Genomic DNA, 22,472 nt, shown 5'->3' on the forward strand with positions numbered 1-22,472 from the left:
AAATCTAGCATTGTCGGGGGGTAAAACTAATGTACGATGTAGCAATTTTAGGTGGTGGCCCGGGCGGTTATGTTGCGGCGATTCGGGCGGCGCAGTTGGGGCTAAAAGTTGCAGTAGTGGAAAAAGAGGAGCTTGGAGGTACTTGTTTAAACCGGGGTTGCATTCCCACCAAAGCCTTAGTTTCTGTAGCCGAGAGGCTTCACCAGTTAAAAACTGCTGATATTATGGGCATTGAAATTACCGGTTATAATTTTGACTTTGAAAAGGTAGCCATAAGAAAAAACCAGGTAGTGGAGCGTTTGGTAAAGGGTATACACTATTTATTTAAGAAAAATAAAATTACTTTAATTAAAGGTACGGGCAAATTAACCGGTAAAAACGAAATTACTGTGGAAACTGCTGACGGCGTAGAGAAAGTTGAAGCGAAAAATATCATTCTGGCTACCGGCTCCAGGCCTGCTTTAATTGCGGCTTTGGGGTACGACGGGGAGCGGGTGATTACCAGCGACGAAGCCTTAAATTTAATCAGGCTTCCCGAAAGTTTGGTAATTATCGGTGGTGGGGTAATTGGCTCCGAGTTTGCCACCATTTTTGGGGAGATGGGGGTAAAAGTTACCATAGTTGAGCTTTTGCCATCGATTTTATCCAATACCGATAAGGAAGTGAGCCGTTATTTAACTTCCCTCTTTAAAAAGCGTGGTATTGGCATTAAAACTAAGGTCGCGGTCAAAGAAGTTAAAAAGGACGAAAAAGTAACAGTAATCATGGAAAACGGGGAAGAGATTTTAACTGATATGGTCCTTATTTCCATAGGGAGGGTATTAAATACCAAAAATATCGGCTTGGAAGATGTTGGAGTAGCCCTTGGACCTAAAGGGGAAGTGCTCGTGGATGAGTACCTTAGGACAAATATTGAAAATATCTACGCCATTGGCGATATCACCAATAAAATGCAACTAGCGCACGTGGCTTCCGCTCAGGGGATTCGGGTGGTGGAAAACTTAGTTGGGGAGCCAAAACCGATGAGCTACGATGTGGTTCCTGGCTGTATTTTTACTCTTCCAGAAATTGCCATGGTGGGCTTAACCACGCAGGAAGCGGAAGAAAAAGGGCTTAAAATTATCACCGGTAAGTTTCCCTTCCAGGCGTCGGGAAAAGCTGTGGCGATGGAGGAAACAGAAGGTTTTATTAAAATTGTCGCTGACTATGATACCCATCGAATTTTAGGCGGACATATTGTTGGTCCGCATGCCACTGACCTTATTGGAGAGCTTTTATTAGCAGTCCAGAAAGGATTGACCTTAGAGGAAGTTGCTCATACCATTCACGCCCACCCGAGCTTGCCGGAGGCAGTGATGGAAGCAGCCGAAGCAGCCTTAAACCGGGCGATTCATATTTAAGTAATATAAAAGAACAATAAGATAATTCTGTAGGACGGGAGGTCTTTTATGAAAAAAATTACTGTCTTTTGGGGCTGTCAAATTCCCGGCCGCCTGACTTTTATGGAAAAAAGTACCCGCCTTGGACTTTTAGCTTTAGGTTATGAAATTCATGATATTCCGGAGTTTGGCTGCTGCCCAGAAAAAAGCTTGATTAAAAATGAAGATGAAAAGCTCTGGCTGTTAAATGCTGCAAGAAACTTGGCCTTAGCTGAAAAGGCCGGTTATCACCTGGTAGTTGCCTGTAATGGTTGCTCGTCTACCTTAAAAACTGCCTATGTTAAGTTAAAAGGAAATCCTACCCTTTTAGCGGAAGTAAATGAAAAACTTGCAGAGTTTGGTTTAATGCTAAAAGGAACGCTAAAAGTTTACCATTTAATTGAGTTTTTAGCCGATGAGGTGGGTCCGGGAAAAATAAAGCAACTGGTGAAAAAGCCCTTGAAAGGACTAAAAATTGGCGTTCATCCTGGCTGCCACCAGAACCGGCCTTCTCCCGCGGCAGCTTTTGAAGATCCCTTAAATCCAAGAAAATATGATCTTCTGGTGCAGGCTCTGGGAGCAACCACCCTTGATTACCAGTCTAAATTAATGTGTTGTGGCAATAACCTCACTTTAGCCGGAAAACTGGAGGATGGCTGGCGCATGGCCCGGACTAAAATCCAGGAGTTAACGAAGCTGGGGGCTGATGCTTTAACGGTCACCTGTCCCGCATGTTTTATGCAGTTTGACCAAAAACAGGCGCTTTTTGCCCGCCAGGGAGATAATTTAAATCTTCCGGTTTTAACATATATGGAGTTACTGGACCTGGCTTTAGGAATTTTGCCGGAAGAGCTTTTACTAAAGGACCACCGGGTGGATACCGGAAAGTTTTTGCAAAAAGCGGGGTTAGTACCTTTCTCTTTACCCTTTAACGAGGAAGTACTAAAGCGTTGCCTTACTTGCGGTGCCTGTGAATACGATTGCCCTTCCGCTCGTACCGGGGTAATGTCACCCCAAGCAGTGCTTAAACGGTTTGTTGGCGGTGACATCGAAGGATTAATAAATTCGCCGGAAATTTGGGAATGCGTGGAGTGTCATACCTGTCTTGAGTATTGTCCGCAAAAGTTTGGTATGGAAAAGGTTTTTACCTGGTTAAAACACGAAGCCATGGCCCGGGGGGTATACCCGGATTCTCTAAAAGCTGGTTATGAATCGTTTTTAAAAACCGGGAGGCTTTCTAAAATTGATGACCGGCAGCGGCAAAAACTTGGCCTTCCGCCCTTATCTTCTGAAGAACCCAAGCTTTATGTAGAAAAATTGCGCTAGCCTTTGTTTTTCAATCTTTTTGGTGTATAATATGAGGGACGGCATCACATTTTTAAGGAGGAAGCTTTAAGTGGCATCATTAAAAAAAGTCGTGGTGGCTGTGCCTTCAAATCTTTTAGAAGAAGTGGATAAAACTGCTGCCCTGGAGAAGGTGAGCCGCAGTGAAGTTGTCCGCCAAGCTTTAAGGTTATATTTAGACGAAAAAAAGCGTAAAATGTTAAGAGAAGAGATGATTAAAGGCTATAAAGAAATGGCCAAAATCAACTTAAACTTAGCCTTGGAAGGGTTTTATTACGAAGAGGACGGTTATATGGAGGTTAAATAATGGAGATCAGGCGGGGGGATATATTTTACGCTAATTTAAGCCCCGTAGTTGGTTCGGAGCAGGGCGGTACCCGCCCGGTGTTAATTTTACAAAATGACATTGGGAATTTGTATAGCCCAACCACTATTATTGCTGCTATTACCTCGCAAATTAACAAGGCTAAACTTCCTACCCACGTAGAAATTCCGGCAAAAGAATCGGGTCTGGAAAAGGATTCGGTAATCTTGCTGGAACAAATAAGAACTATTGATAAAAGCCGCCTGAAAGAAAAAGTGTCATCTTTAAACAAAGAGTTGATGCGTAAAGTAAACCAAGCGCTGGAAATAAGCCTCGGACTGGTAGAAATTTAACCAAGACACCGGGGCTTTGCTATTTTGGAGGTATTTTATGTATATTGGAATACCGGTTTGGCCCGAGGACGGAATCTACAAAATTCGCCAAACCTACATTCAAAAAATAGTTAAGGCTGGAGCCGAGCCTTTTTTTATCCTTCCGGAGCAGGATTTAACAAAAGTATTTAATGTAATATCGGGGATTTTAATTCCCGGGGGAGGTGACATTGACCCGGGACTTTTTGGAGAAGAACCACGTCCAGGTATTAGAAACTATATTTGCCAGAAAGACCAATTTGAAATAAAGCTTATCAAAAAGGCCATATTTTTTTCTTTACCGGTTCTGGGGATTTGCCGGGGAATGCAGTTAATAGGGGTTGCTTTTGGGGCAGACATGTACCAGGATTTGTTTTCTGAAAAAGCCGGGGTTTTTGCCCATGAGCAGAAAGCTCCAGCCCATGAGACTACCCATTTCGTTACGTTAAATTCGGAAGGAATCTTAGGGCATATTTTTGCTGTTCCTAAACTAAAAGTCAACAGTTTTCACCATCAGGCTTTAAAAAATCCCGGCCCGGTACTTAAAGTAGAAGCGGTAGCTTTAGATGGTGTTATCGAAGCGGTAAGCGGACCCAAAATTCTCGGGGTGCAGTGGCATCCGGAACTTTTGGATGGGCACGAAGGAATCTTTACTTGGCTTATCGCTGAAGGAAGGAGGGTTTAAATGAAGCTTTTGCAAAATGGGGTAATTATCACTGCGACGGGAGAGAAAATAGAAGGTGATATTTTAATTGATGAGGAAGGGAAGATAGCTACAATTGGGGTTGGGGGCTTTAATGGAAAAAGGGAAGTAATTGACCTTCAAGGGCAGTACGTTTATCCTGGATTAATTGATGCCCATACCCATATTGGCCTTATGGAAGAAGGAATTGCTTTTGAAGGGGAAGATATCAACGAGTATTATGACCCGGTTACCCCCCACGCCCGGGCCCTGGATGGTATTTATCCTTTTGATGTAGCTTTTACAGAAGCTTATCGAGAGGGGGTATTGGCGGTCGGGGTTTTACCGGGAAGCAGTAACCCTATAGGAGGGACAGGCTATGCCCTTTCTACCTGGGGCAAGACCGTGGACCAGATGGCTTTCGGCCCTTGTGGGGTGAAGATTGCCTTTGGGGAAAATCCCAAGAAAAATTATGCCTACCAAAAAAGGGTTCCCGCTACCCGCATGGGGACGGCGATGTTGATTAGAGAAAATCTCCTCTATGCTAAGGAATATCTTTTAAAGAAAGAAAAAGGGGATAAGGTAGAGCTTGATTTAAAAAAAGAAGCTCTACTTCCTGTACTGAAACGTCAGATTCCCCTTAGAGCCCATGCCCACCGGGCCGACGATATTATGACTGCGGTTCGCATTGCCCGGGAACTTGAGGTGGATTTAGTAATCGAACATTGTACTGAGGGACACCTAATTATCGAAGAATTAAAAGAAGCGGGAGTACCGCTGGTGGTAGGACCTACCCTTACCGGTCGCTCTAAATACGAATTAAAAGAACTTGGTTGGGAAACTCCCCTAAAGCTTTTTGAAGCGGGCCTAAAAATAGCTATTATGACTGACCATCCAGTAGTCCCCCTAAAATATTTGCGCCTTTTAGGTTTTCTTTTACAAAATTATGGTTTAAAAGAAAAAGAGATTTTACCTTTATTTACGAAAAATCCGGCGGAAATATTAAAGATTAATACCTTTGTTGGCGATATAAAAAAAGGTTTATGGGCTAATTTACTAGTAACTGAAAGACCGTTGTTTTCTCTGGGTAAAATATCTATGGTGTTTATTAAAGGGGAGAAAATCGTCGGATAAGGTAGAAAAGGCGCGATAAAATTTTTTTAAAAATAAAAGGATTTTTTTTCTCTCTGGCGAAATATTGAATTGAGTGGAAGGAAATGGGGATGATGGGGGGGGAGTCCCATGGAAATTATGCAGGTTTTGGTTGCTGATGACCAACCTGGTATCAGGATGCTGTTAAGGATTATTTTAGAACAAATGGGATTTGGGGTGATTGAAGCCAAAAACGGTCAGGAAGCTATAGAAAAAGCTCTAAATCTTAAACCTGGGTTAATAATTATGGATATGCGGATGCCTTATAAAAGCGGTGATGAAGCTATAAAAGAAATTCATCCTCTCCTTCCTACTACCGATTTCATTGTAATGACTGCCTATACTGCGCCGGAAGTGTTAGAGAGGATAGACCGGGAAAAAGTTTTTGAGGTTATAGCTAAACCTTTTGACATTGAAGATTTTAAATCGGTATTAGAAAAATATCTTAAAGAAAAATTTCCATGGAAATATGCCTACGTATAGATTTTTACTAACGCTTTAGGTAAAATGAAAATTAAGGGGGAGTGGTAAGTGGGTGACATTAAATGTTCCAACTGTGAGCTTTGCGGTCGAGAAGTGCCGGCGGATTTAATGTGTACTTTGGTTTTAAACGATGAAAACAAAGTAGAGAAAGCCTGTTGGTGTATTTGCCCCGAGTGCCGGGAAAAATTTGAAAAAAATATTGCGGAGGTTTATAAGGCATTGATTAGTAAATAAACAAACCGGGTTTAGTTCCCGGTTTTTTTGTTGTTTGGTTGATTTACCAAAATATAAAAGCTATAATGTTTTTGAATTATTACAAAAGGGATGGGATTTAATGTTTTATGTTTTAAGTGATTCACCGGAAAAAACTAAAGAATTAGGAAAATTTTTGGGTCAAAATTTACTTCCCGGTAGTATTGTAATATTAGCCGGAAACTTAGGTGCAGGAAAAACTCTCTTGGTATCGGGAATTATTGCCGGGCTTGGGGTTAAACGGGCAGTAAAAAGTCCTACCTTTAATCTTGTTCATACCTATCCGGCAGAAAAATTTAATATCAACCATTTTGATTTATACCGCCTAACCGCCGCGGAGTTTTTTGAACTAGGAATGGATGAGTATTTTACCGATAGGGATATTAATCTTTTAGAATGGGGAGAAAAAATTGAACCGGAATTAGAAAACGATTATCTTAAAATTACCCTGGAAAATATAGCTGATGAGGTACGGGGAATAAAAATTGAGGCTTATGGCGAAAGATTTAATGATTTATTGGAGGCGCTAAAAAGATGGAGTTAGCGGTTATAGCTGTGACCCGCAGTATTTCTCTTGCTTTACGCCACAAGGACGAGATTATTTTCGAAATAAATGACCGCTTAAAAGAACCTCATGCGGCAGGTTTAATGCCCTTGATTGATTTTGCTTTAAGAAGGGTTAAGGGAAAACCTGCGGATCTACAGGCGGTTTATACCGTTTTCGGGCCAGGGTCTTTTACTAGCTTAAGAATAAATCTTGCTACCTGTCTTGGATTGGCTAAAGCTCTTGGTATTCCCGTTTATGCTACCGATACTTTAAGCCTGATTGCTGCTAACGTTGGAGCCTACCGGGGAGAAGTAATGGTTTTAATGGAGGTTAATCGCGAAGAGTTATATTATGGTCGTTTTTTAAATGCTCCCAAGCCTGTACCCTTAGAAATGCTTTCAGTTTTAACCTTAGAAGAGGTAAAAGCAAAGCTTGGCACCTTTTCTGGAATTTTAATAGGGGATGGAGCAAACAAACTGGGAAAAATTCCTGAAAATATAACATTTTTAAAAAATGCTGGCGAACCGCTGGCCCGTAATTTGTTTGCTTTAGATTTAAAGCCTGTTGACTTTTTAAACCTGAAACCTATTTATTTAAGAAAATCCCAGGCTGAAATAATGCGGGAGATAAGGGGAGAATAAAAATTGGAGTTAAAGCCGATGAAGATTAAAGATCTCCCTCAGGTCCTGGAAATTGAGAAACTATCTTATTCCAATCCCTGGACAAAAGAAAGTTTTTTATATGAAATTACCGAAAATCCTTTAGCTACTTATTTGGTAGCAGTAGAGGGGGAAAAGGTTATAGGATACGGTGGTATTTGGGTGGTATTAGATGAAGCCCATATTACCACTTTAGCGGTACACCCCTTATACCGAAGAAACGGAGTAGGGGCTAGTTTATTAAACGCTTTATTGGAGGTTGCTCGAAATAAAAAGGTCCGTAATATCATCTTAGAAGTGCGGGTATCAAACCTGCCTGCCCAGCATTTATATCAGAAAACCGGTTTTAAGCCAATAGGCCTTCGAAAGAAATATTATACCCGCCCCGAGGAAGATGCAATAGTTATGAGCATTGAATTAAAGGAGGAAATTTAATTGGGTAAGGTTATTTTGGGCATAGAAACGTCCTGCGATGAGACGGCAGTAGCTTTGGTAGAAGACGGGAAACATGTTCTAAAATCACTAATTTCTTCCCAAATTGACCTGCACCGTAAGTTTGGTGGTGTGGTGCCGGAAATAGCCTCGCGTAAGCACTTAGAAGTTATCTTTCCCCTTTTGGAGGAGCTGTTTTCGGATTTTCCCAAAGAAAAAATAGCGGCAGTGGCGGTTACTTATGGCCCGGGCCTGGTAGGAGCTCTTCTGGTAGGCCTTTCGGTGGCTAAAAGCCTAAGCTATGCCCTTAATATCCCTTTAATTGGGGTTAACCACATGGAAGGGCATATCTTTGCTAACTTTTTAGAGGACCCAAATCCAGTTTTCCCGGCATTGGTCCTGGTGGTTTCAGGCGGGCATACCGATTTAATTTTCATGCGCGGTTTTGGTGATTATGAGCTTTTAGGGGAAACTATTGACGATGCAGCCGGTGAATGCTTTGATAAAGTAGGCCGGGTATTAAATCTACCCTATCCTGCGGGGCCAATTATTGACCGGTTAAGTAGCAAAGGAAAACCTCTCTATAAGTTTCCAGTAGCTCGCTTAAAAGAAGGAAGCTATAACTTTAGCTTTAGCGGGCTAAAAACGGCAGTACGAATTTTTTGCGAAAAAAATCCCCAAGCCCGGGCCGAAGACATTGCTGCATCTTTTCAAGAAGCTTTAGTAAAAGCTTTAGTTGAAAAAACCGTGAAAGCCCTAAAAAACTATCAACCGGCTAAGATTTACTTAGCCGGCGGAGTTGCAGCCAATTCAAAGTTAAGAGAAGAGTTTTTAAATCTTGGGAAAGCTTTTAAAGTTCCGGTTCATTTTCCTTCCCTTCAGTACTGTACCGATAATGCAGCTATGATTGCCGCAGCGGGTTACCACCGCTATCTTTTAGGTAAATACGCACCGCTTAATTTAAATGCCTATCCTTCGCTGATGCTCGGAGAAGAAAAGTATTAATCCTGTGGAAAACTACTTGTGGATAATGTGGATAACTTTGTTGATAACTTGGTATTAAAGGGTTTTAGCTGTTGATAACTTTTAAAAATTTGTCAAAGTGTTACGATATTTATCCATCAGGTGTCGCATTAACTCGGCATTGGACGGGGGAGTGTAGGTTATGGCGTTAGCTCCCGCTTCAATCGTTTTTAAAATTGAATCACTGGTTGGGCCACCGGTAGCAATTATAGGAATTTGCGGGTAGTTTTTTCTAATTTGTCGAACCAATTCCGGAGTTTTTGCTCCCGCCGAAACATTTAAGATATCAGCACCGTTAGCTAAACGGGCTTCAATATTTTCTTCCGGTGAGATTACGGTTATGATTATTGGAATACTTACCGTTTGACGTACCATTTTTAAAGAGTGGTTGTCGATTGGACTATTTAAGACAACGCCCAGGGCGCCCTGAAATTCGGCGTCTAAGGCCAGGTTTATAACCCGCCGTCCCCGGGTGGTCCCGCCGCCAACTCCAATAAAAACTGGCTGATCGGCAGCGCTAATAATAGCGTGGGTAATAATGGGTTGAGCAGTAAAAGGGTAAACGGCCATGATAGCGTCAGCGTTGTTATTCCTGATTAATACAAGGTCAGTGGTAAAAATTATTGATTGAATATGCTTGCCTAAGATATCAATACCGGAAGCTTCTTTAATTACTTCCGGCATTTTTATTATATTGCCCCTTAAAACGGAAGTAACTGCAGGAATAATTCTCTCCAAGGCAATCGCTCCTAATATTAAAATTTTATTATTTTTAGTTTTACAAGTTTATTATATCTTTAAAGAAAAATCTGTAAAGAAGAATGGAGGAAGTCTGTGGAAAAATATTTGGCCGAGGCGGTAAAAAGTAATGTGCTTCCAATTACTTCCCGCTGCAATGTCCGGTGCTGTTTTTGTAGCCATAAGGGAAACCCGGCTAAAGTTTTAAACGTTTCTTTACCCCATGTACCACTTAAAAAAATAGCCCAATTTCTACCCTTTTTGGATCCCGAAAAGAAGATTATCATAGGGGAATCGGCTACCATTATAAACGAAGGTGAGCCGCTTTTACATCCCGAATTTAAAGAGATAATTTTAGCCATTAGAAAACTTTATCCCAGGACTCCTCTGTCAATTACCACCAATGGCCTTCTTTTAACCCGGGAGATGATAGAATTTTTGGCTTCCCTGGGAGAAGTGGAGCTGGTGGTTTCGGTAAATGCTCTAACCCCTTCTAAGAGAAAATTAATTTTTGGTTTTGCCTCGGAAATCTATAGTAACCTTGAATACCTTTCCCGAAAAATTCCCTTTACTGCAAGCTTTGTTTTTATGCCTCATGTTGTTGGGTATGGGGAATATGCTGACAGTATAAAAAAGCTTCTTAATTTAGGGGTTGAGGCGGTAAGGGTATTTTTGCCTGGTTATACTGCAAAGAATCAAAAACTCATCAAAGCTCCCCAAAATCTAAATACTCTTGCCGAAAAGCTTTTTTATGAATTTTTAGAAGAAAATACGCCGATAATTATTGAGCCGACACGTTTAAAAGATTTTAAGGCCGAAGTTTTGGGGATAATCCCCCGGGGTTTGGCATCGTTTCTAAAGAAAAAAGATATTGTTTTAAAAGTCAATGGTAAATCCCCTTTTAGCCGGATAGAAGCCTATAAACTTTTAAATACTCCCGGAGATAAGAAAGTAGAAATTCTGCGGCAAGGGAAAATTATAACTTTTAATTTTTCTAAAAAGACCGGGCAAAGGGCAGGAGTGGTTTTTTACCGGGATATTGAAGAGGAAACCCTTAGGCAAATAATAAAAAAAATTGAAACACAAAACGCAAAATCACCTTTAATTTTAACTTCAGCTTTAGCTGTGCTGCTAATCAAAAAAGGACTTAGAAAGCTTGGAAAGAGATATCCGGTTTTACCGGTAAAAAGTCGTTTTTTTGGGGGTAACATTAAGTCGGCCGGATTACTAACGGTAGACGATTATATTTGTGCTGTAAAAAAGGCGGTGACACTTTTAAAACCGGATTATCTTTTATTGCCGAGCATTTCTTTTGACCACCGAGGACGGGATTTAACCGGTAAAAGTTATCTGGAGATTGAAGAGCTTTTTAATATTAGGACGGAAATTTTGTGAAAAAGTTTTAAAGGAAAAGGAAATATCTTTATTTTGTCGAATATATAAAAAAATTTTAACAATTTTCAGGGGGGATAAAGAGCTAATGGTAGCACAAGAGCGGGAGGAAATAAAACACCTGCAGTTTTTACGGCTTAAAAATTTACTGGAAAGGATATATGCAAAGGTACCCTTTTACCGTAAGCGCCTGGATGCTATCGGTTTTACGCCGGACAAACTAAAATCATTGGCAGACCTTCGGCATCTTCCTTTTACTACCAAGCAAGACTTGCGGGATAATTATCCCTTTGGCCTTTTTGCGGTAAGCCAGGAAGAGCTGGTTAGAATCCATGCTTCTTCCGGCACTACCGGTAAGCCCACAGTTGTTGGTTATACCAAAAATGATATTGAACTATGGAGTGAACTAATGGCAAGGTCCATGCAAAAAGCTGGGGTAACTGCCAAAGATATCATCCACAATGCTTATGGATACGGGCTGTTTACCGGTGGATTGGGTTTTCATTACGGAGCAGAAAAGCTTGGGGCTACAGTAGTACCGGTTTCTGGAGGTAATAGTAAAAGGCAGTTGATGCTAATGGAGGATTTTGGGGCGACGGTTTTAACCTGTACTCCGTCCTATGCTTTGCACCTGGCGGAAGTGATGGTGGAGCTGGGGATTTCCAGGGAAAGGTTAAAATTGCGTCTGGGGATTTTTGGTGCGGAGCCCTGGAGTGAAGAATTAAGGGCCAAGATTGAAGAAAAGCTAAAAATAAAAGCTATTGATGTTTACGGCTTAAGTGAAATCATGGGGCCGGGAGTAGCTATGGAATGTCAGGAGCAAAAGGGACTTCATTTAAACGAAGATCACTTTTTACCGGAAATTATAGACCCGGACACCGGCGAAGTGCTGCCCGAAGGGGAAAAGGGTGAACTGGTTATTACTACCCTTACCAAAGAGGGGATACCCCTTTTGCGCTACCGGACGAAAGATATTACCGCCCTTTCTTATGAACCCTGTAAGTGCGGCAGTATGTTAGTTAGGATGGATCGGGTCACCGGCCGGAGCGATGATATGTTAATTATCCGGGGGGTCAACGTTTTTCCTTCCCAAATCGAAACAGTGCTTTTGTCTTTGGGATATACTGAACCCCATTATATGATTGTAGTAGACAAAAAGGGAGCTTTAGATCAGCTTGAAGTTTGGGTAGAGTTATCGGATCAGTTTTTCTCCGATGAGGTAAAAAGGCTTGAGCAGTGGGAGAAAAAGGTAGAGGCCGAACTTTATACCGTCTTAAATATCAATGCTAAAGTCCGGTTGGTAGAGCCGCGCACCATTCCCCGGAGTGAAGGGAAAGCCAAAAGAGTCTTGGATAAAAGGGATTTAAAATAAAAGGAGGGATTTTTAGTGATTGTAAAGCAGCTATCGGTATTTTTAGAAAACAAATCAGGAAGATTAGCCCGGGTAACAGAAATTTTAGGGGAAAATAAGATTAATATCCGGGCCTTATCGATTGCCGATACTACCGATTTTGGGATTTTAAGGCTTATCGTTAACAAGCCCGATGAAGCCTATAGACTCTTAAAAGCGGAGCAATTTATGGTAAGTTTAACCGATGTTATTGCTGTAGAGGTTCCCGATAATCCCGGGGGGCTTGCTGGAGTTTTAAAGACTCTAGAACCTCACAATATTAATATCGAGTATTTATATGCCTTTGTGGAAAAAGCATCGGACAATGCTTTAGTGGTCTTTAGAGTCGAAGAGATAGAAAAAGCCATTAAAATTCTCACCGATAATGGGATAAAGGTTTTTAAAGGTAGCAAAGTTTATAGCTTATAACCGGCCTTATAAAGCCGGTTTTTTGTTAAATTAAATTTAAAAAAATAAAAATAAGCAGGAAAATGACTTAAGAAAGAGAATTCTTAAAAGGTTATATGTTTTGAAAAGTCTGAAAATAAGGAAGATGTTGGGATGGATGATAAAAAATTTTTAAGAAAGGAAATATTAAACAAAAGAGCTGGTCAATTGCCAGAAGAAATTGAGGAAAAAAGCGCTAAAATTTTGCAACTCTTAAAATCTTTTCGAGATTATCAGCAATCCAGAACGGTTATGGTTTACCTGGATTTTCGGGGGGAGGTAAGAACCCGGGAAATTATAAAAGATTTATGGGCGCACGGTAAAAGAGTGGTAATTCCGGTAACTATCCTTTCGGAAAAAAAGCTTTTGCCGGTATACCTTTGGGATTTTGGGGATTTAATGGAGGGAACTTATGGCATCTTGGAGCCTAAAGAGGAAAAAAGACAGGTGGTAGCCCTGGAGGAAATTGATTTAATACTGGTGCCGGGGGTGGCTTTTGACCTAAAGGGAAACCGCTTGGGGTACGGGGCTGGTTTTTACGACCGGTTTTTATCCAAACTTCGACCTGGGGTAAAAAAGGTTGCTTTGGCTTTTGAGCTTCAGATTGTACCGAAAATTGTTAGTGGGCCCCACGACATCCCCATGGATTATATTATTACTGAGGAGCGCCTCATCAACTGCCGCCTGTATTAAACTGCTAATGGTTTAAATTAAATATATATAAATATTAAATTTTTTTAAAAGTTTCTTAATGTTTTTTCTGACTTCTAATTTCCACATCTAATTTTTAGCTTTTTAATTAGTTTTAATGTTTTATTAAATGGTTTAATCCAATTTCTAATCTTTAACTTCTAATTTCTAATTAGGGGGTGTGTTCCTTGGTTTGTGCTTGCGGGAAGGAAGTTACCGATCCTAAAAAAGAAAAGCTAAAAGAACTCCTTGTGCAGTATCAGGGGCAAAAAGGAGCCCTGATTCCGGTTTTACAGGGAGCTCAGGAGATTTACGGCTATCTCCCAAAGGATGTTATGGAGGAGATAAGCAGTAGTCTTAAAATCCCCTTTAGTAAGGTTTATGGAGTAGCCACCTTTTATGCCCAGTTTCACTTAAAACCCCGGGGGCGTAATGTTGTCCGGGCTTGTTTGGGTACCGCCTGCCATGTGCGCGGTGGGGCTAAAGTTTTTGAAGCAATCAAAAACGAGCTGGGGGTTGGCGATGGGGAAACGACTCCCGATTTACGGTTTACCGTTGAATCGGTGGCTTGTATTGGGGCTTGTGGTTTAGCTCCTGTTATTATGGTCAATGACGACACCTACGGTCGTCTTACCCCGGATAAAGTGAAAGAAATCCTGGCTAAGTATGAATAGGGGGTGCCTTATGAGAAAGGTTTTGATTTGTGCGGGGACGGGTTGCATTTCGTCCGGTTCACCTAAAGTTACCGAAAAGTTTCGGGAAGAATTGGCCCAAAGAGGTATAACCGATATAGAAGTTTACAACACCGGTTGTCACGGTTTTTGTGAACAGGGGCCGATTGTAATCATTGAGCCGGATAAGACTTTTTACTGTCGGGTGGAAGTAGACGATGTACCGGAAATTATTGAAAAACACCTTTTAGGTGGGCAAATTGTAGAAAAAGTCTTATTCCATGAACCCCAGGTGGAAAAAAAAGTAGAAAAGTATACCGAAATATCTTTTTATGCCAAGCAAAAGCGCTTGGTCCTGCATAATTGTGGTCATATTAATCCCGAACGGATTGAAGATTATGTGGTCAGTGGAGGGTATGAGGCGCTAAAAAAAGCTTTGACTACCATGTCGTCCCAGGAAGTGGTTGATGAGGTGAAAAAATCGGGCTTACGAGGTCGGGGCGGCGGCGGCTTCCCCACCGGAATGAAATGGCAGTTTACCAAAGACGCCAAAGGGGATAAAAAATACGTCGTCTGCAACGCTGACGAAGGTGACCCCGGCGCCTTTATGGACCGTTCTGTTTTGGAAGGGGACCCTCACGCGGTTTTGGAAGGTATGGCCATTTGCGGTTATGCGGTGGGAGCTGATGAGGGCTATATTTATGTACGGGCTGAATATCCCCTGGCTATTAAGCGCCTGCAAATTGCCATAAAACAAGCGGAAGAAAAAGGCTATTTGGGTGAAAATATCTTTGGTAGCGGGTTTAATTTCCGGATAAAAATTAAAGCCGGGGCTGGAGCTTTTGTTTGCGGTGAAGAAACCGCCCTTTTGACTTCCATTGAAGGAAATAGAGGAATGCCAAGACCTCGTCCGCCTTTTCCGGCGGTGAAAGGTCTATGGGGCAAACCAACCAATATAAATAACGTGGAAACCTTTGCTAACGTGCCCCTGATAATTAAAAACGGCGCCGACTGGTATGCCGCCATGGGTACCGAAGGAAGTAAAGGGACAAAGATCTTTGCCTTGACCGGTAAAGTTAATAATACCGGTCTGGTAGAAGTACCGATGGGTATCACTATGCGGCAGATAATTTTTGATATTGGTGGCGGGATTAAAGGTGGCCGGAAGTTTAAAGCGGTACAAATTGGAGGACCTTCCGGGGGCTGCTTGCCGGAAGAACTCTTGGACTTACCGGTGGATTATGACTCATTAATTAAAGCCGGTGCCATGATGGGTTCTGGCGGTTTGGTAGTTATGGATGAAACTACCTGTATGGTGGACGTAGCCAAATTTTTCTTAAACTTTACCCAAAAAGAATCCTGCGGCAAATGCGTTCCCTGCCGGGAAGGAACAAAAAGAATGTTAGAAATTCTCCAAAAAATCACTGAAGGAAAAGGAGAGCCGGGGGACCTTGAAACTTTGGAAAAATTGGCCTACAACATTAAAAGTGCAAGCCTTTGCGGTTTAGGGCAAACGGCTCCTAACCCGGTACTTTCCACTTTACGCTATTTTAGGCACGAGTATGAAGCCCATATTTATGACAAGAAATGTCCGGCGGGGGTTTGCTCGGCGCTTTTGCAGTATAAGATTCTTGAAGATAAATGCGTGGGCTGCGGAGCCTGTGCCCGGGTCTGTCCCGTGGGGGCAATTTCTGGCGAAAGAAAACAGCCCCATAAGATTGATCCGGAAAAGTGTATTAAATGTGGTTCCTGTATGGAAAAATGTAAGTTTGGCGCCATAGTTAAAGGCTAAAGGGGGGATATGGATGGCAGACATTACTTTAAAAATAAACGGTATAAAAGTAACGGTGCCTGAAGGCACGACGATTTTAGAAGCAGCTCAAACTGCTGGTTTTAAGATTCCAACCCTCTGCCACGACCCGGAGCTTTCTAAACCCGGAGCTTGCAGGATATGTGTGGTCGAGGTTAAGGGAGCGCGGAATTTAGCTGCTTCTTGCGTTACCCCGGTAGCGCCGGGAATGGAAGTTTTAACTCATTCGGAGCCGGTGATCAATGCCCGGAAAGAAATTTTAGACCTGCTTTTAAGTAACCACCCCGAAGATTGTCTTACCTGCGATAAAATGGGAGAATGTGCTCTGGCGGCTTATGCTTATGAGTATGGAGTCCGTCGGGGAAGTTATCAAGGGGATAAAAACGTTTACCCCATTGAAGATAATAACCCATTTATTGTTCGGGATATGAACAAATGCATCCTCTGTGGTAAGTGTGTACGGGTTTGTGACGAGATTGTTGGTTATTCAGTAATAGATTTTATCAACCGGGGCTTTAAAACCAAAGTGGCTCCACCTTATGATGGAACTTTAGCCGAATCCAATTGCGTCTTTTGCGGAAGCTGCGTTACCGTATGTCCTACTGGAGCGCTGACGGTCAAAGACACCCGGGGGAAATTTAGACCCTGGGAGGTTAAAAGGGTAAAAACCACCTGTCCCTACTGCGGCGTTGGCTGTAACTTTGATTTGCTGGTAAAAGACGATAAAGTGGTAGGGGTTGCCCCTAATCCTACTTCCGAGGTTAACGGCCGGTTTATGTGCGTTAAAGGCCGCTTTGGCTATAAATTTATCCACAGCGGTGACCGGCTGACCAAACCATTAATTAAGAAAAACGGCGAGTTTGTGGAAGCTACCTGGGATGAGGCTTTAGAGCTGGTAGCTGAAAAACTCGCGGAAGTGAAAGCCAAGCACGGCAGTGACGCTATAGGGATCTTAGCTTCCGCAAAATGTACCAATGAAGATAATTACCTTTTAAGTAAATTTGCCCGGGCGGTGATTGGTACAAACAATATTGACCATTGTGCCCGCCTCTGACACTCGCCTTCGGTGGCAGGTCTTGCCGCCGCTTTTGGCAGTGGTGCTATGACGAACAGCTTTGAAGACATCATGGAGACCGACTTAATTGTTTTAATAGGCTCCAATACCACCGAGTCTCACCCGGTAGCAGGTTATAAGATCAAGCAGGCGGTAAAGAAAGGGGCTAAATTAATAGTTATTGACCCCCGGAATATTGAACTGGCGAGCTATGCGGATCTTCACCTGCAGTTAAAGCCGGGGACAAACTTACCCTTACTAAACGCGCTGGCTCATGTAATTATTGAGGAAGGACTCTACAATGAGGAGTTCATCCGGGAGCGTACCGAAGGATTTGATTCCTACAAGGAAACGGTTAAAGATTATTCTCCGGAAGCGGTAGCCGAAATCTGTGGCGTGCCTGCCGAAAAAATCCGGGAAGCGGCCCGAATGTATGCTAAAGCTTCCAGAGCGATGCTTTTATACACCATGGGAATTACCCAGTTTAGCTTTGGTACTTACGGGGTTTTAGCTGTTGCCAACTTAGCCATGCTTACCGGCCATATCGGCAAAGACGGTGCCGGGGTGAACCCGCTTCGTGGGCAAAACAACGTTCAGGGTGCTTGCGACATGGGCGGCCTTCCCAATGTCTTCACCGGTTACCAGCGGGTTGATGATCCAAAGGCCAATGAAAAGTTTTCAAAAGCCTGGGGAGTAAAGCTTCCGGAAAAACCCGGCCTTACCTTAGGGGAAATGTTTGATGGTGCCTTATCAGGCAAGATAAAAGCCATGTATATCATGGGCGAAAACCCGGTTTTATCGGATCCCGATGCCCGGCATATTGAACATGCCTTAGAGAAATTAGATTTCCTGGTAGTGCAGGACATTTTCCTGACCGAAACGGCAAAATATGCGGATGTAGTATTGCCGGCGGCAACATTTGCGGAAAAAGACGGTACCTTTACCAATACCGAACGCCGGGTACAAAGGGTAAGAAAAGCAATACCCTGTGTTGGTGAATCCAAACCCGATTGGGAGATTATCTCCCTGGTGGCTGCCAAGATGGGCTATCCAATGAACTACCAATCCGCCGAAGAAATTTTTGAGGAAATGCGCAGCCTTACTCCCAGTTATGCAGGGATTACGTATGAACGCTTAGAGAAGAAGAGTTTACAGTGGCCGTGTCCGGCACCTGATCATCCGGGGACCAAATTCCTTCACAGCGACAAATTTGTGCGCGGCAAAGGCTTATTCCACCCGATTCCCTTTAGAGAACCGGAGGAAAAGCCGGATCATGAGTATCCCTTTACTTTAATTACCGGTCGCCGGCTTTACCATTACCATACTGGGACAATGAGCCGGAGGTCGATGATGGGCGAACACGTGCCTGAGGATCATCTCGAAATTAACCCGGAAGATGCCAGAACTTTAAAGCTAAGTGATGGCGATAGGGTCAGGGTAACCACCCGCCGCGGTAATGTGGAAATTAAAGTGGCAATTACGGATAAAGTGCCGGTAGGAACCGTATTTACCTCGTTTCACTTTTTTGAAAGTCCGGTCAACCAGGTGACCAACCCGGCCCGGGACCCCATGGCCAAAACGCCGGAGCTCAAGTTCTCTGCCGCCAAAATTGAAAAAATATAACTGATGGGACGGTTCTGTAAGCTTGCTGTAAGAACTATCCCTGGAGGAGGTAATTTTAAATGCCGTTTATTCAAATTGAAATGTTAGAGGGAAGAACTGTAGAGCAAAAACGAGAGCTGGTCAGAAGAATTACTGAAGCCGTAGTTGACGTGGTTAAATGCTCGCCGGAAGCGGTGAAAATTATTATTCGCGATATGAAACCGGAAAATTACGGAGAAGCGGGAGTCTTACGAGCGGATAAAAAATAAAAATTCTTTTAAAAGGCGGCTTTCTAGCTGCCTTTTTTCTTAAATAAAATAATCTAAAGATTTTGAAAAATAATTGCAGGAATTGCTAGAAAAATTGCGAAATATATTTTAAAGAGTTATTTTAAAGACTACCTTTTTTGGAGGTGATAATTTGCGGGAGATTTTAGTGGATTTAACAAAATGCCTTGGCTGTAAAACCTGTGAATTGGTTTGCGCTACCGCCCATAGCAAGGAAAAACAATTTTTTTCAGCAATTTTTGAAGAACCAAAGCCAGTGCGCCGAATCTTTGTGGAAGCAAATGGTCCAACCAATTTTCCTTTAATGTGCCGCCAGTGCGAAGATGCCCCCTGTGTTATGGCCTGCATGAGTGGAGCTTTAACCAAAGACGAACTTTCCGAAGAAGTTGTGTTAAACTCCCAAAGGTGTGTTGGCTGTTTTATGTGTGTGATGGTTTGTCCTTTTGGCGTTATGACAAAGAACCAGCATAAAGCTGCCAAATGTGACCGCTGCGCTGAAATTGGTTATCCCCAATGCGTTTTAGCTTGTCCCACCAAAGCCCTATCTTTTGCAGAGATTCCTACTTATGCTAAAAAGGAACGTCAAAAATACTTAACAAATTTCTTGGTGAGGGAGTGATTGGATGGAGAACAATAAATTATCGGTAGACCAGGCTGTTCCCAAGCTTTACCAAAAAGCCCGGGAAGAAGGGATAGTAACTGTTTTTGACCGCTACGAAGCGCAACAGCCCCAGTGTGGTTTTGGTTTATCCGGACTTTGCTGCCGCCATTGCGTTCAAGGACCGTGCCGGATCGACCCCTTTGGGGAAGGGCCGCAAGTGGGAATTTGTGGAGCAACAGCTGAAGTAATAGTGGCAAGAAATTTACTGCGCCAGGTGGCTGCCGGAGCTGCTGCCCATGTAGACCATGCTTATGATGTTTTAGAAGTTTTAGAAAAGATTGCTGAAGGAGCAGAAAGTTACGGGATTAAGGATGCGGAAAAATTAAAACAAGTGGCTCATACTTTAGGTATAGCTACCGCTAATAAAACGGAGCAGGAAATTGTCAAAGAAATGTGTCAGGTAATTTATTTTGATTTTGCCAATTCCAGTACTGCTCCGATGACCTACCTAAAAGCAAATTCTCCCAAGGAAAGGTTGGAACTCTGGGAAAAGCTTGGTGTGTTACCAAGAAATCCAGACCGGGAGATAAGAGAAGCTCTGCACCAGACTACTATGGGCATGGATGCAGACCCGGTAAATTTAATCTTAAAAACCCTTCGCCTGGGTTTAGTAGATGGTTTTGCGGGACTTAAGCTGGCCACTGACTTACAGGATATAATTTTTGGTACACCCCAACCGGTAGTGACCGAAGCTAACTTAGGAGTACTTAAAGAAGATTATGTGAATATTATTGTCCATGGCCACGTACCTCTTTTATCGGAAAAGATTGTAGAGTGGAGTCGAAAATTAGAAGAGGAGGCTAAAAAAGCAGGAGCAAAAGGAATTAATCTTGCCGGTATTTGCTGTACCGGCAATGAAGTATTGATGCGGCAAGGGGTTCCCTTGGCGACAAACTTTCTGGCTCAGGAATTAGCTATCGTCACTGGAGCCGTGGATTTAATGGTAGTGGATGTCCAGTGCATTATGCCCTCTTTAGCGGAAATAGCTGCTTGTTATCATACCCGCCTGGTAACTACTATGCCTATTGTCAAGATCCCTGGTGCTGAACACGTACCTTTTAACAGCGAAACTGCCGATACGGCTTCTCAAGAAATTGTAAGGATGGCTATTGCAAGTTTCCAAAAGAGAAATCCTGCCAAAGTCTACATTCCCCGGGAAAAAGCCAAGGTAGTGGCTGGTTTTAGCGTGGAAGCAATAGTAAAAGCTTTAGCAAAACTAAATCCAGCTGATCCTTTAAAGCCCTTAATCGATAATATTGTCTCGGGTAATATTCTGGGGGTAGTAGCCACCGTAGGTTGTAATAATGCCAAAGTAAAACATGACTGGTTCCATATTGAGTTAGTAAAAGAATTAATTAAAAACAATGTTTTGGTGGTTACTACCGGCTGTTCTGCTCATGCCTTAGCCAAAGCAGGTTTGATGGATCCGGCGGCAGCTGAATTGGCGGGCGAAGGGTTAAGAACAGTCTTAACCGCAATTGGTACTGCCAATGACTTAGGAGGGCCGCTGCCACCAGTTTTGCACATGGGAAGTTGCGTGGATAACTCCCGGATTGGGGATTTAGTAATAGCTGTGGCTAATTATCTCAAGGTTAGTCCTAAAGACCTGCCCATTGCTGCTTCTGCTCCCGAATACCAGCACGAGAAGGCTTTAAGCATTGGAACCTGGGCGGTGGCGATGGGCATTATGACCCATTTAGGGGTTATTCCGCCGGTTTTAGGAAGCCCCAAAGTTACCCAAATCTTAACCCAGGATGCTGAAACTTTAATTGGTGGTAAGTTTTATGTAGAAACAGATCCTTATAAAGCTGCAGCAGGCATGATTGAGCACATAAAGACCAAGCGGGCTTTGTTAAACCTTTAGGGGGTTAACTTTAATGAAATATTTAATTATTGGTAATAGTGCTGCGGGTGTTTTTGCGGCGGAAAACTTAAGAAAATTAGATCCTACTGGGGAAATTACGATATTAACCGATGAGCCATACGAGGTTTATGGCCGTTGCTTAACATCGTATTTTATTGCCGGGGATATCGGTGAGGAACAAATTTATATTCGCCCCAGGGATTTTTACGAAAAAAACCGGATTAAGCTAAAAAGACAGGAAAAAGTAATAAAAATTGATTTTGGAGAAAAAAAAGTTTTTACGGCAAAAAACTTTTACCCTTATGACCGTCTTTTAATTGCCAGTGGAGCGAAAGCTAAAAAGCTTTCGCTTCCTGGAAGTAACTTACCTGGAATTTTTAACTTAAGGACCTTAGAAGATGCTAAAAGTATCATCGACTGTTCCCAAAAGGCCGAACAGGCGGTAATAATAGGTGGAGGGCTGGTGAGCTTAAAAGGGGCTTATGGTTTGTTAAAGCGGGGAATTAAAGTTACCGTTGTCGTAGCATCCCCGCAAATATTGTCCCAGGTTTTGGATGAAACAGCGGCGGAGTTGGTGCAACAAAATTTAGAAAAAAAAGGAATGAAAATTCTTTTGGAGGAAGATGTTTTAGAATTTTTAGGGGAAGATAAAGTTTTGGAAGTTAAGCTTTTAAGCGGAAAAACTTTAAAAGCGGATTTGGTTTTGGTGGGAAAAGGGGTAACTCCTAATGTTGAATTTTTACCTGAGGCGGAGAAATTTGCCGAAGGCCTACCGGTGGACCAATATTTAAGGACTCCTTGGGAGGATGTCTGGGCTGCGGGAGATGTGGCAAAAACCTATGATATAGCTTATGGTAAACCTAGAGTTAATGCACTCTGGCCAATTGCCGCCGAACAGGGAAAGATAGCAGCAATGAATATGGTCGGACAAAATTATGTGTATCAAGGTTCCATAAGCATGAACTCCCTGGAGTTTTTTGGGTTTAGTACCATTGCAGCAGGTATTACCCGCAGGGATGAAGGTTACACAGTAATAAAAAAAAGACAGGGAGCAAACTACTTAAAACTTGTAATGGATGGAGCCAAATTAAAGGGATATATTTTAAGCGGTGAGGTGCGGGGAGCTGGAAGACTTACCCAGCTAATTCTTTCCGGAGGAAAAATAAATAAATTGCCCTCCTTTTTAAAAATATTTTAAA

The 22,472-nt window shown here is 42.6% G+C and carries 24 protein-coding genes; 23 read left to right on the top strand and 1 reads right to left on the bottom strand.

The genetic code is table 11. From position 1 onward, the window contains the following. Positions 1-29: 29 nt before the first annotated feature. The 12 genes from lpdA (at position 30) to tsaD (ending at position 8,649) form a co-directional block, all read left to right on the top strand. Positions 30-1,400, top strand: coding sequence for a dihydrolipoyl dehydrogenase (lpdA, locus tag cpu_RS02370; protein WP_075858383.1), 1,371 nt, complete (start codon positions 30-32; stop codon positions 1,398-1,400). Between the two features lie 48 nt (positions 1,401-1,448). After that, a complete protein-coding gene (locus cpu_RS02375; RefSeq protein ID WP_075858384.1) occupies positions 1,449-2,744 on the top strand; it encodes a heterodisulfide reductase-related iron-sulfur binding cluster in 1,296 nt (431 codons plus the stop codon). Between the two features lie 70 nt (positions 2,745-2,814). Next, positions 2,815-3,069 carry a CopG family ribbon-helix-helix protein gene (locus cpu_RS02380; RefSeq protein WP_075858385.1) on the top strand — a complete coding sequence of 85 codons (255 nt, stop codon included), beginning with the start codon at positions 2,815-2,817 and terminating at the stop codon, positions 3,067-3,069. Beyond that, entirely contained in the window at positions 3,069-3,419 is a 351-nt protein-coding gene (locus tag cpu_RS02385) for a type II toxin-antitoxin system PemK/MazF family toxin (RefSeq protein ID WP_075858386.1), read from the top strand. The genes cpu_RS02380 and cpu_RS02385 overlap by 1 nt, the downstream gene beginning before the upstream one ends. Positions 3,420-3,456: 37 nt before the next feature. Further along, positions 3,457-4,122: a gamma-glutamyl-gamma-aminobutyrate hydrolase family protein gene (locus tag cpu_RS02390; protein WP_075858387.1), complete on the top strand. Its 666-nt coding sequence runs from the start codon at positions 3,457-3,459 to the stop codon at positions 4,120-4,122. Further along, positions 4,123-5,253: an amidohydrolase family protein gene (locus cpu_RS02395; RefSeq protein WP_075858388.1), complete on the top strand. Its 1,131-nt coding sequence runs from the start codon at positions 4,123-4,125 to the stop codon at positions 5,251-5,253. A gap of 108 nt (positions 5,254-5,361) precedes the next feature. Beyond that, positions 5,362-5,754, top strand: coding sequence for a response regulator (locus cpu_RS02400; protein ID WP_075858389.1), 393 nt, complete (start codon positions 5,362-5,364; stop codon positions 5,752-5,754). Positions 5,755-5,802: 48 nt separating this feature from the next. Continuing rightward, positions 5,803-5,988 carry a hypothetical protein gene (locus cpu_RS02405; RefSeq protein WP_075858390.1) on the top strand — a complete coding sequence of 62 codons (186 nt, stop codon included), beginning with the start codon at positions 5,803-5,805 and terminating at the stop codon, positions 5,986-5,988. 100 nt (positions 5,989-6,088) lie between these two features. Then, positions 6,089-6,550: a tRNA (adenosine(37)-N6)-threonylcarbamoyltransferase complex ATPase subunit type 1 TsaE gene (tsaE, locus tag cpu_RS02410; protein WP_075858391.1), complete on the top strand. Its 462-nt coding sequence runs from the start codon at positions 6,089-6,091 to the stop codon at positions 6,548-6,550. Beyond that, complete coding sequence (gene tsaB / locus cpu_RS02415; RefSeq protein WP_075858392.1) at positions 6,541-7,194, top strand: tRNA (adenosine(37)-N6)-threonylcarbamoyltransferase complex dimerization subunit type 1 TsaB; 654 nt, start codon at positions 6,541-6,543, stop codon at positions 7,192-7,194. Before tsaE ends, tsaB begins: the two co-directional genes overlap by 10 nt. 3 nt (positions 7,195-7,197) lie before the next feature. Beyond that, positions 7,198-7,647, top strand: coding sequence for a ribosomal protein S18-alanine N-acetyltransferase (gene rimI / locus cpu_RS02420; RefSeq protein ID WP_305764297.1), 450 nt, complete (start codon positions 7,198-7,200; stop codon positions 7,645-7,647). Then, positions 7,648-8,649, top strand: coding sequence for a tRNA (adenosine(37)-N6)-threonylcarbamoyltransferase complex transferase subunit TsaD (tsaD, locus tag cpu_RS02425; RefSeq protein WP_075858393.1), 1,002 nt, complete (start codon positions 7,648-7,650; stop codon positions 8,647-8,649). Positions 8,650-8,730: 81 nt separating this feature from the next. Here tsaD and cpu_RS02430 read toward each other — a convergent pair whose 3' ends face one another. Beyond that, positions 8,731-9,351, bottom strand: a complete 621-nt coding sequence (locus tag cpu_RS02430) for a beta/alpha barrel domain-containing protein (protein ID WP_200800629.1) — start codon at positions 9,349-9,351, stop codon at positions 8,731-8,733. A gap of 150 nt (positions 9,352-9,501) precedes the next feature. Here cpu_RS02430 and cpu_RS02435 point away from each other — a divergent pair, with 150 nt between their 5' ends. The 11 genes from cpu_RS02435 to cpu_RS02485 all read left to right on the top strand — a co-directional run bounded on the left by cpu_RS02435 (position 9,502) and on the right by cpu_RS02485 (position 22,471). Continuing rightward, positions 9,502-10,800: a DUF512 domain-containing protein gene (locus cpu_RS02435; protein WP_075858395.1), complete on the top strand. Its 1,299-nt coding sequence runs from the start codon at positions 9,502-9,504 to the stop codon at positions 10,798-10,800. 85 nt (positions 10,801-10,885) lie between these two features. After that, entirely contained in the window at positions 10,886-12,169 is a 1,284-nt protein-coding gene (locus cpu_RS02440; protein WP_075858463.1) for a phenylacetate--CoA ligase family protein, read from the top strand. A gap of 15 nt (positions 12,170-12,184) precedes the next feature. After that, positions 12,185-12,616: an ACT domain-containing protein gene (locus tag cpu_RS02445; RefSeq protein WP_075858396.1), complete on the top strand. Its 432-nt coding sequence runs from the start codon at positions 12,185-12,187 to the stop codon at positions 12,614-12,616. 132 nt (positions 12,617-12,748) lie between these two features. Further along, complete coding sequence (locus cpu_RS02450; protein WP_075858397.1) at positions 12,749-13,327, top strand: 5-formyltetrahydrofolate cyclo-ligase; 579 nt, start codon at positions 12,749-12,751, stop codon at positions 13,325-13,327. Between the two features lie 176 nt (positions 13,328-13,503). Then, the gene (gene nuoE / locus cpu_RS02455) at positions 13,504-13,998 is read left to right on the top strand and encodes an NADH-quinone oxidoreductase subunit NuoE (protein WP_234970168.1); all 495 of its coding nucleotides are present in this window, start codon (positions 13,504-13,506) and stop codon (positions 13,996-13,998) included. 10 nt (positions 13,999-14,008) lie between these two features. Further along, positions 14,009-15,787, top strand: coding sequence for an NADH-quinone oxidoreductase subunit NuoF (gene nuoF / locus cpu_RS02460; RefSeq protein ID WP_075858399.1), 1,779 nt, complete (start codon positions 14,009-14,011; stop codon positions 15,785-15,787). 13 nt (positions 15,788-15,800) lie between these two features. Next, complete coding sequence (fdhF, locus tag cpu_RS02465; protein WP_077177124.1) at positions 15,801-18,482, top strand: formate dehydrogenase subunit alpha; 2,682 nt, start codon at positions 15,801-15,803, stop codon at positions 18,480-18,482. Positions 18,483-18,541: 59 nt separating this feature from the next. Further along, positions 18,542-18,730, top strand: a complete 189-nt coding sequence (locus cpu_RS02470) for a 4-oxalocrotonate tautomerase (RefSeq protein ID WP_075858400.1) — start codon at positions 18,542-18,544, stop codon at positions 18,728-18,730. Positions 18,731-18,881: 151 nt separating this feature from the next. Then, positions 18,882-19,367, top strand: a complete 486-nt coding sequence (locus tag cpu_RS02475) for a 4Fe-4S dicluster domain-containing protein (protein WP_075858401.1) — start codon at positions 18,882-18,884, stop codon at positions 19,365-19,367. 4 nt (positions 19,368-19,371) lie between these two features. After that, positions 19,372-21,273 carry an anaerobic carbon-monoxide dehydrogenase catalytic subunit gene (cooS, locus tag cpu_RS02480; RefSeq protein ID WP_075858402.1) on the top strand — a complete coding sequence of 634 codons (1,902 nt, stop codon included), beginning with the start codon at positions 19,372-19,374 and terminating at the stop codon, positions 21,271-21,273. 13 nt (positions 21,274-21,286) lie between these two features. Then, positions 21,287-22,471 (top strand): NAD(P)/FAD-dependent oxidoreductase, encoded by a 1,185-nt coding sequence (locus cpu_RS02485; protein ID WP_075858403.1) that lies wholly within the window; start codon positions 21,287-21,289, stop codon positions 22,469-22,471. The last annotated feature ends 1 nt before the right edge of the window (position 22,472 follow it).

It is taken from the genome of Carboxydothermus pertinax, from assembly GCF_001950255.1.
Classification (GTDB): domain Bacteria; phylum Bacillota; class Z-2901; order Carboxydothermales; family Carboxydothermaceae; genus Carboxydothermus; species Carboxydothermus pertinax.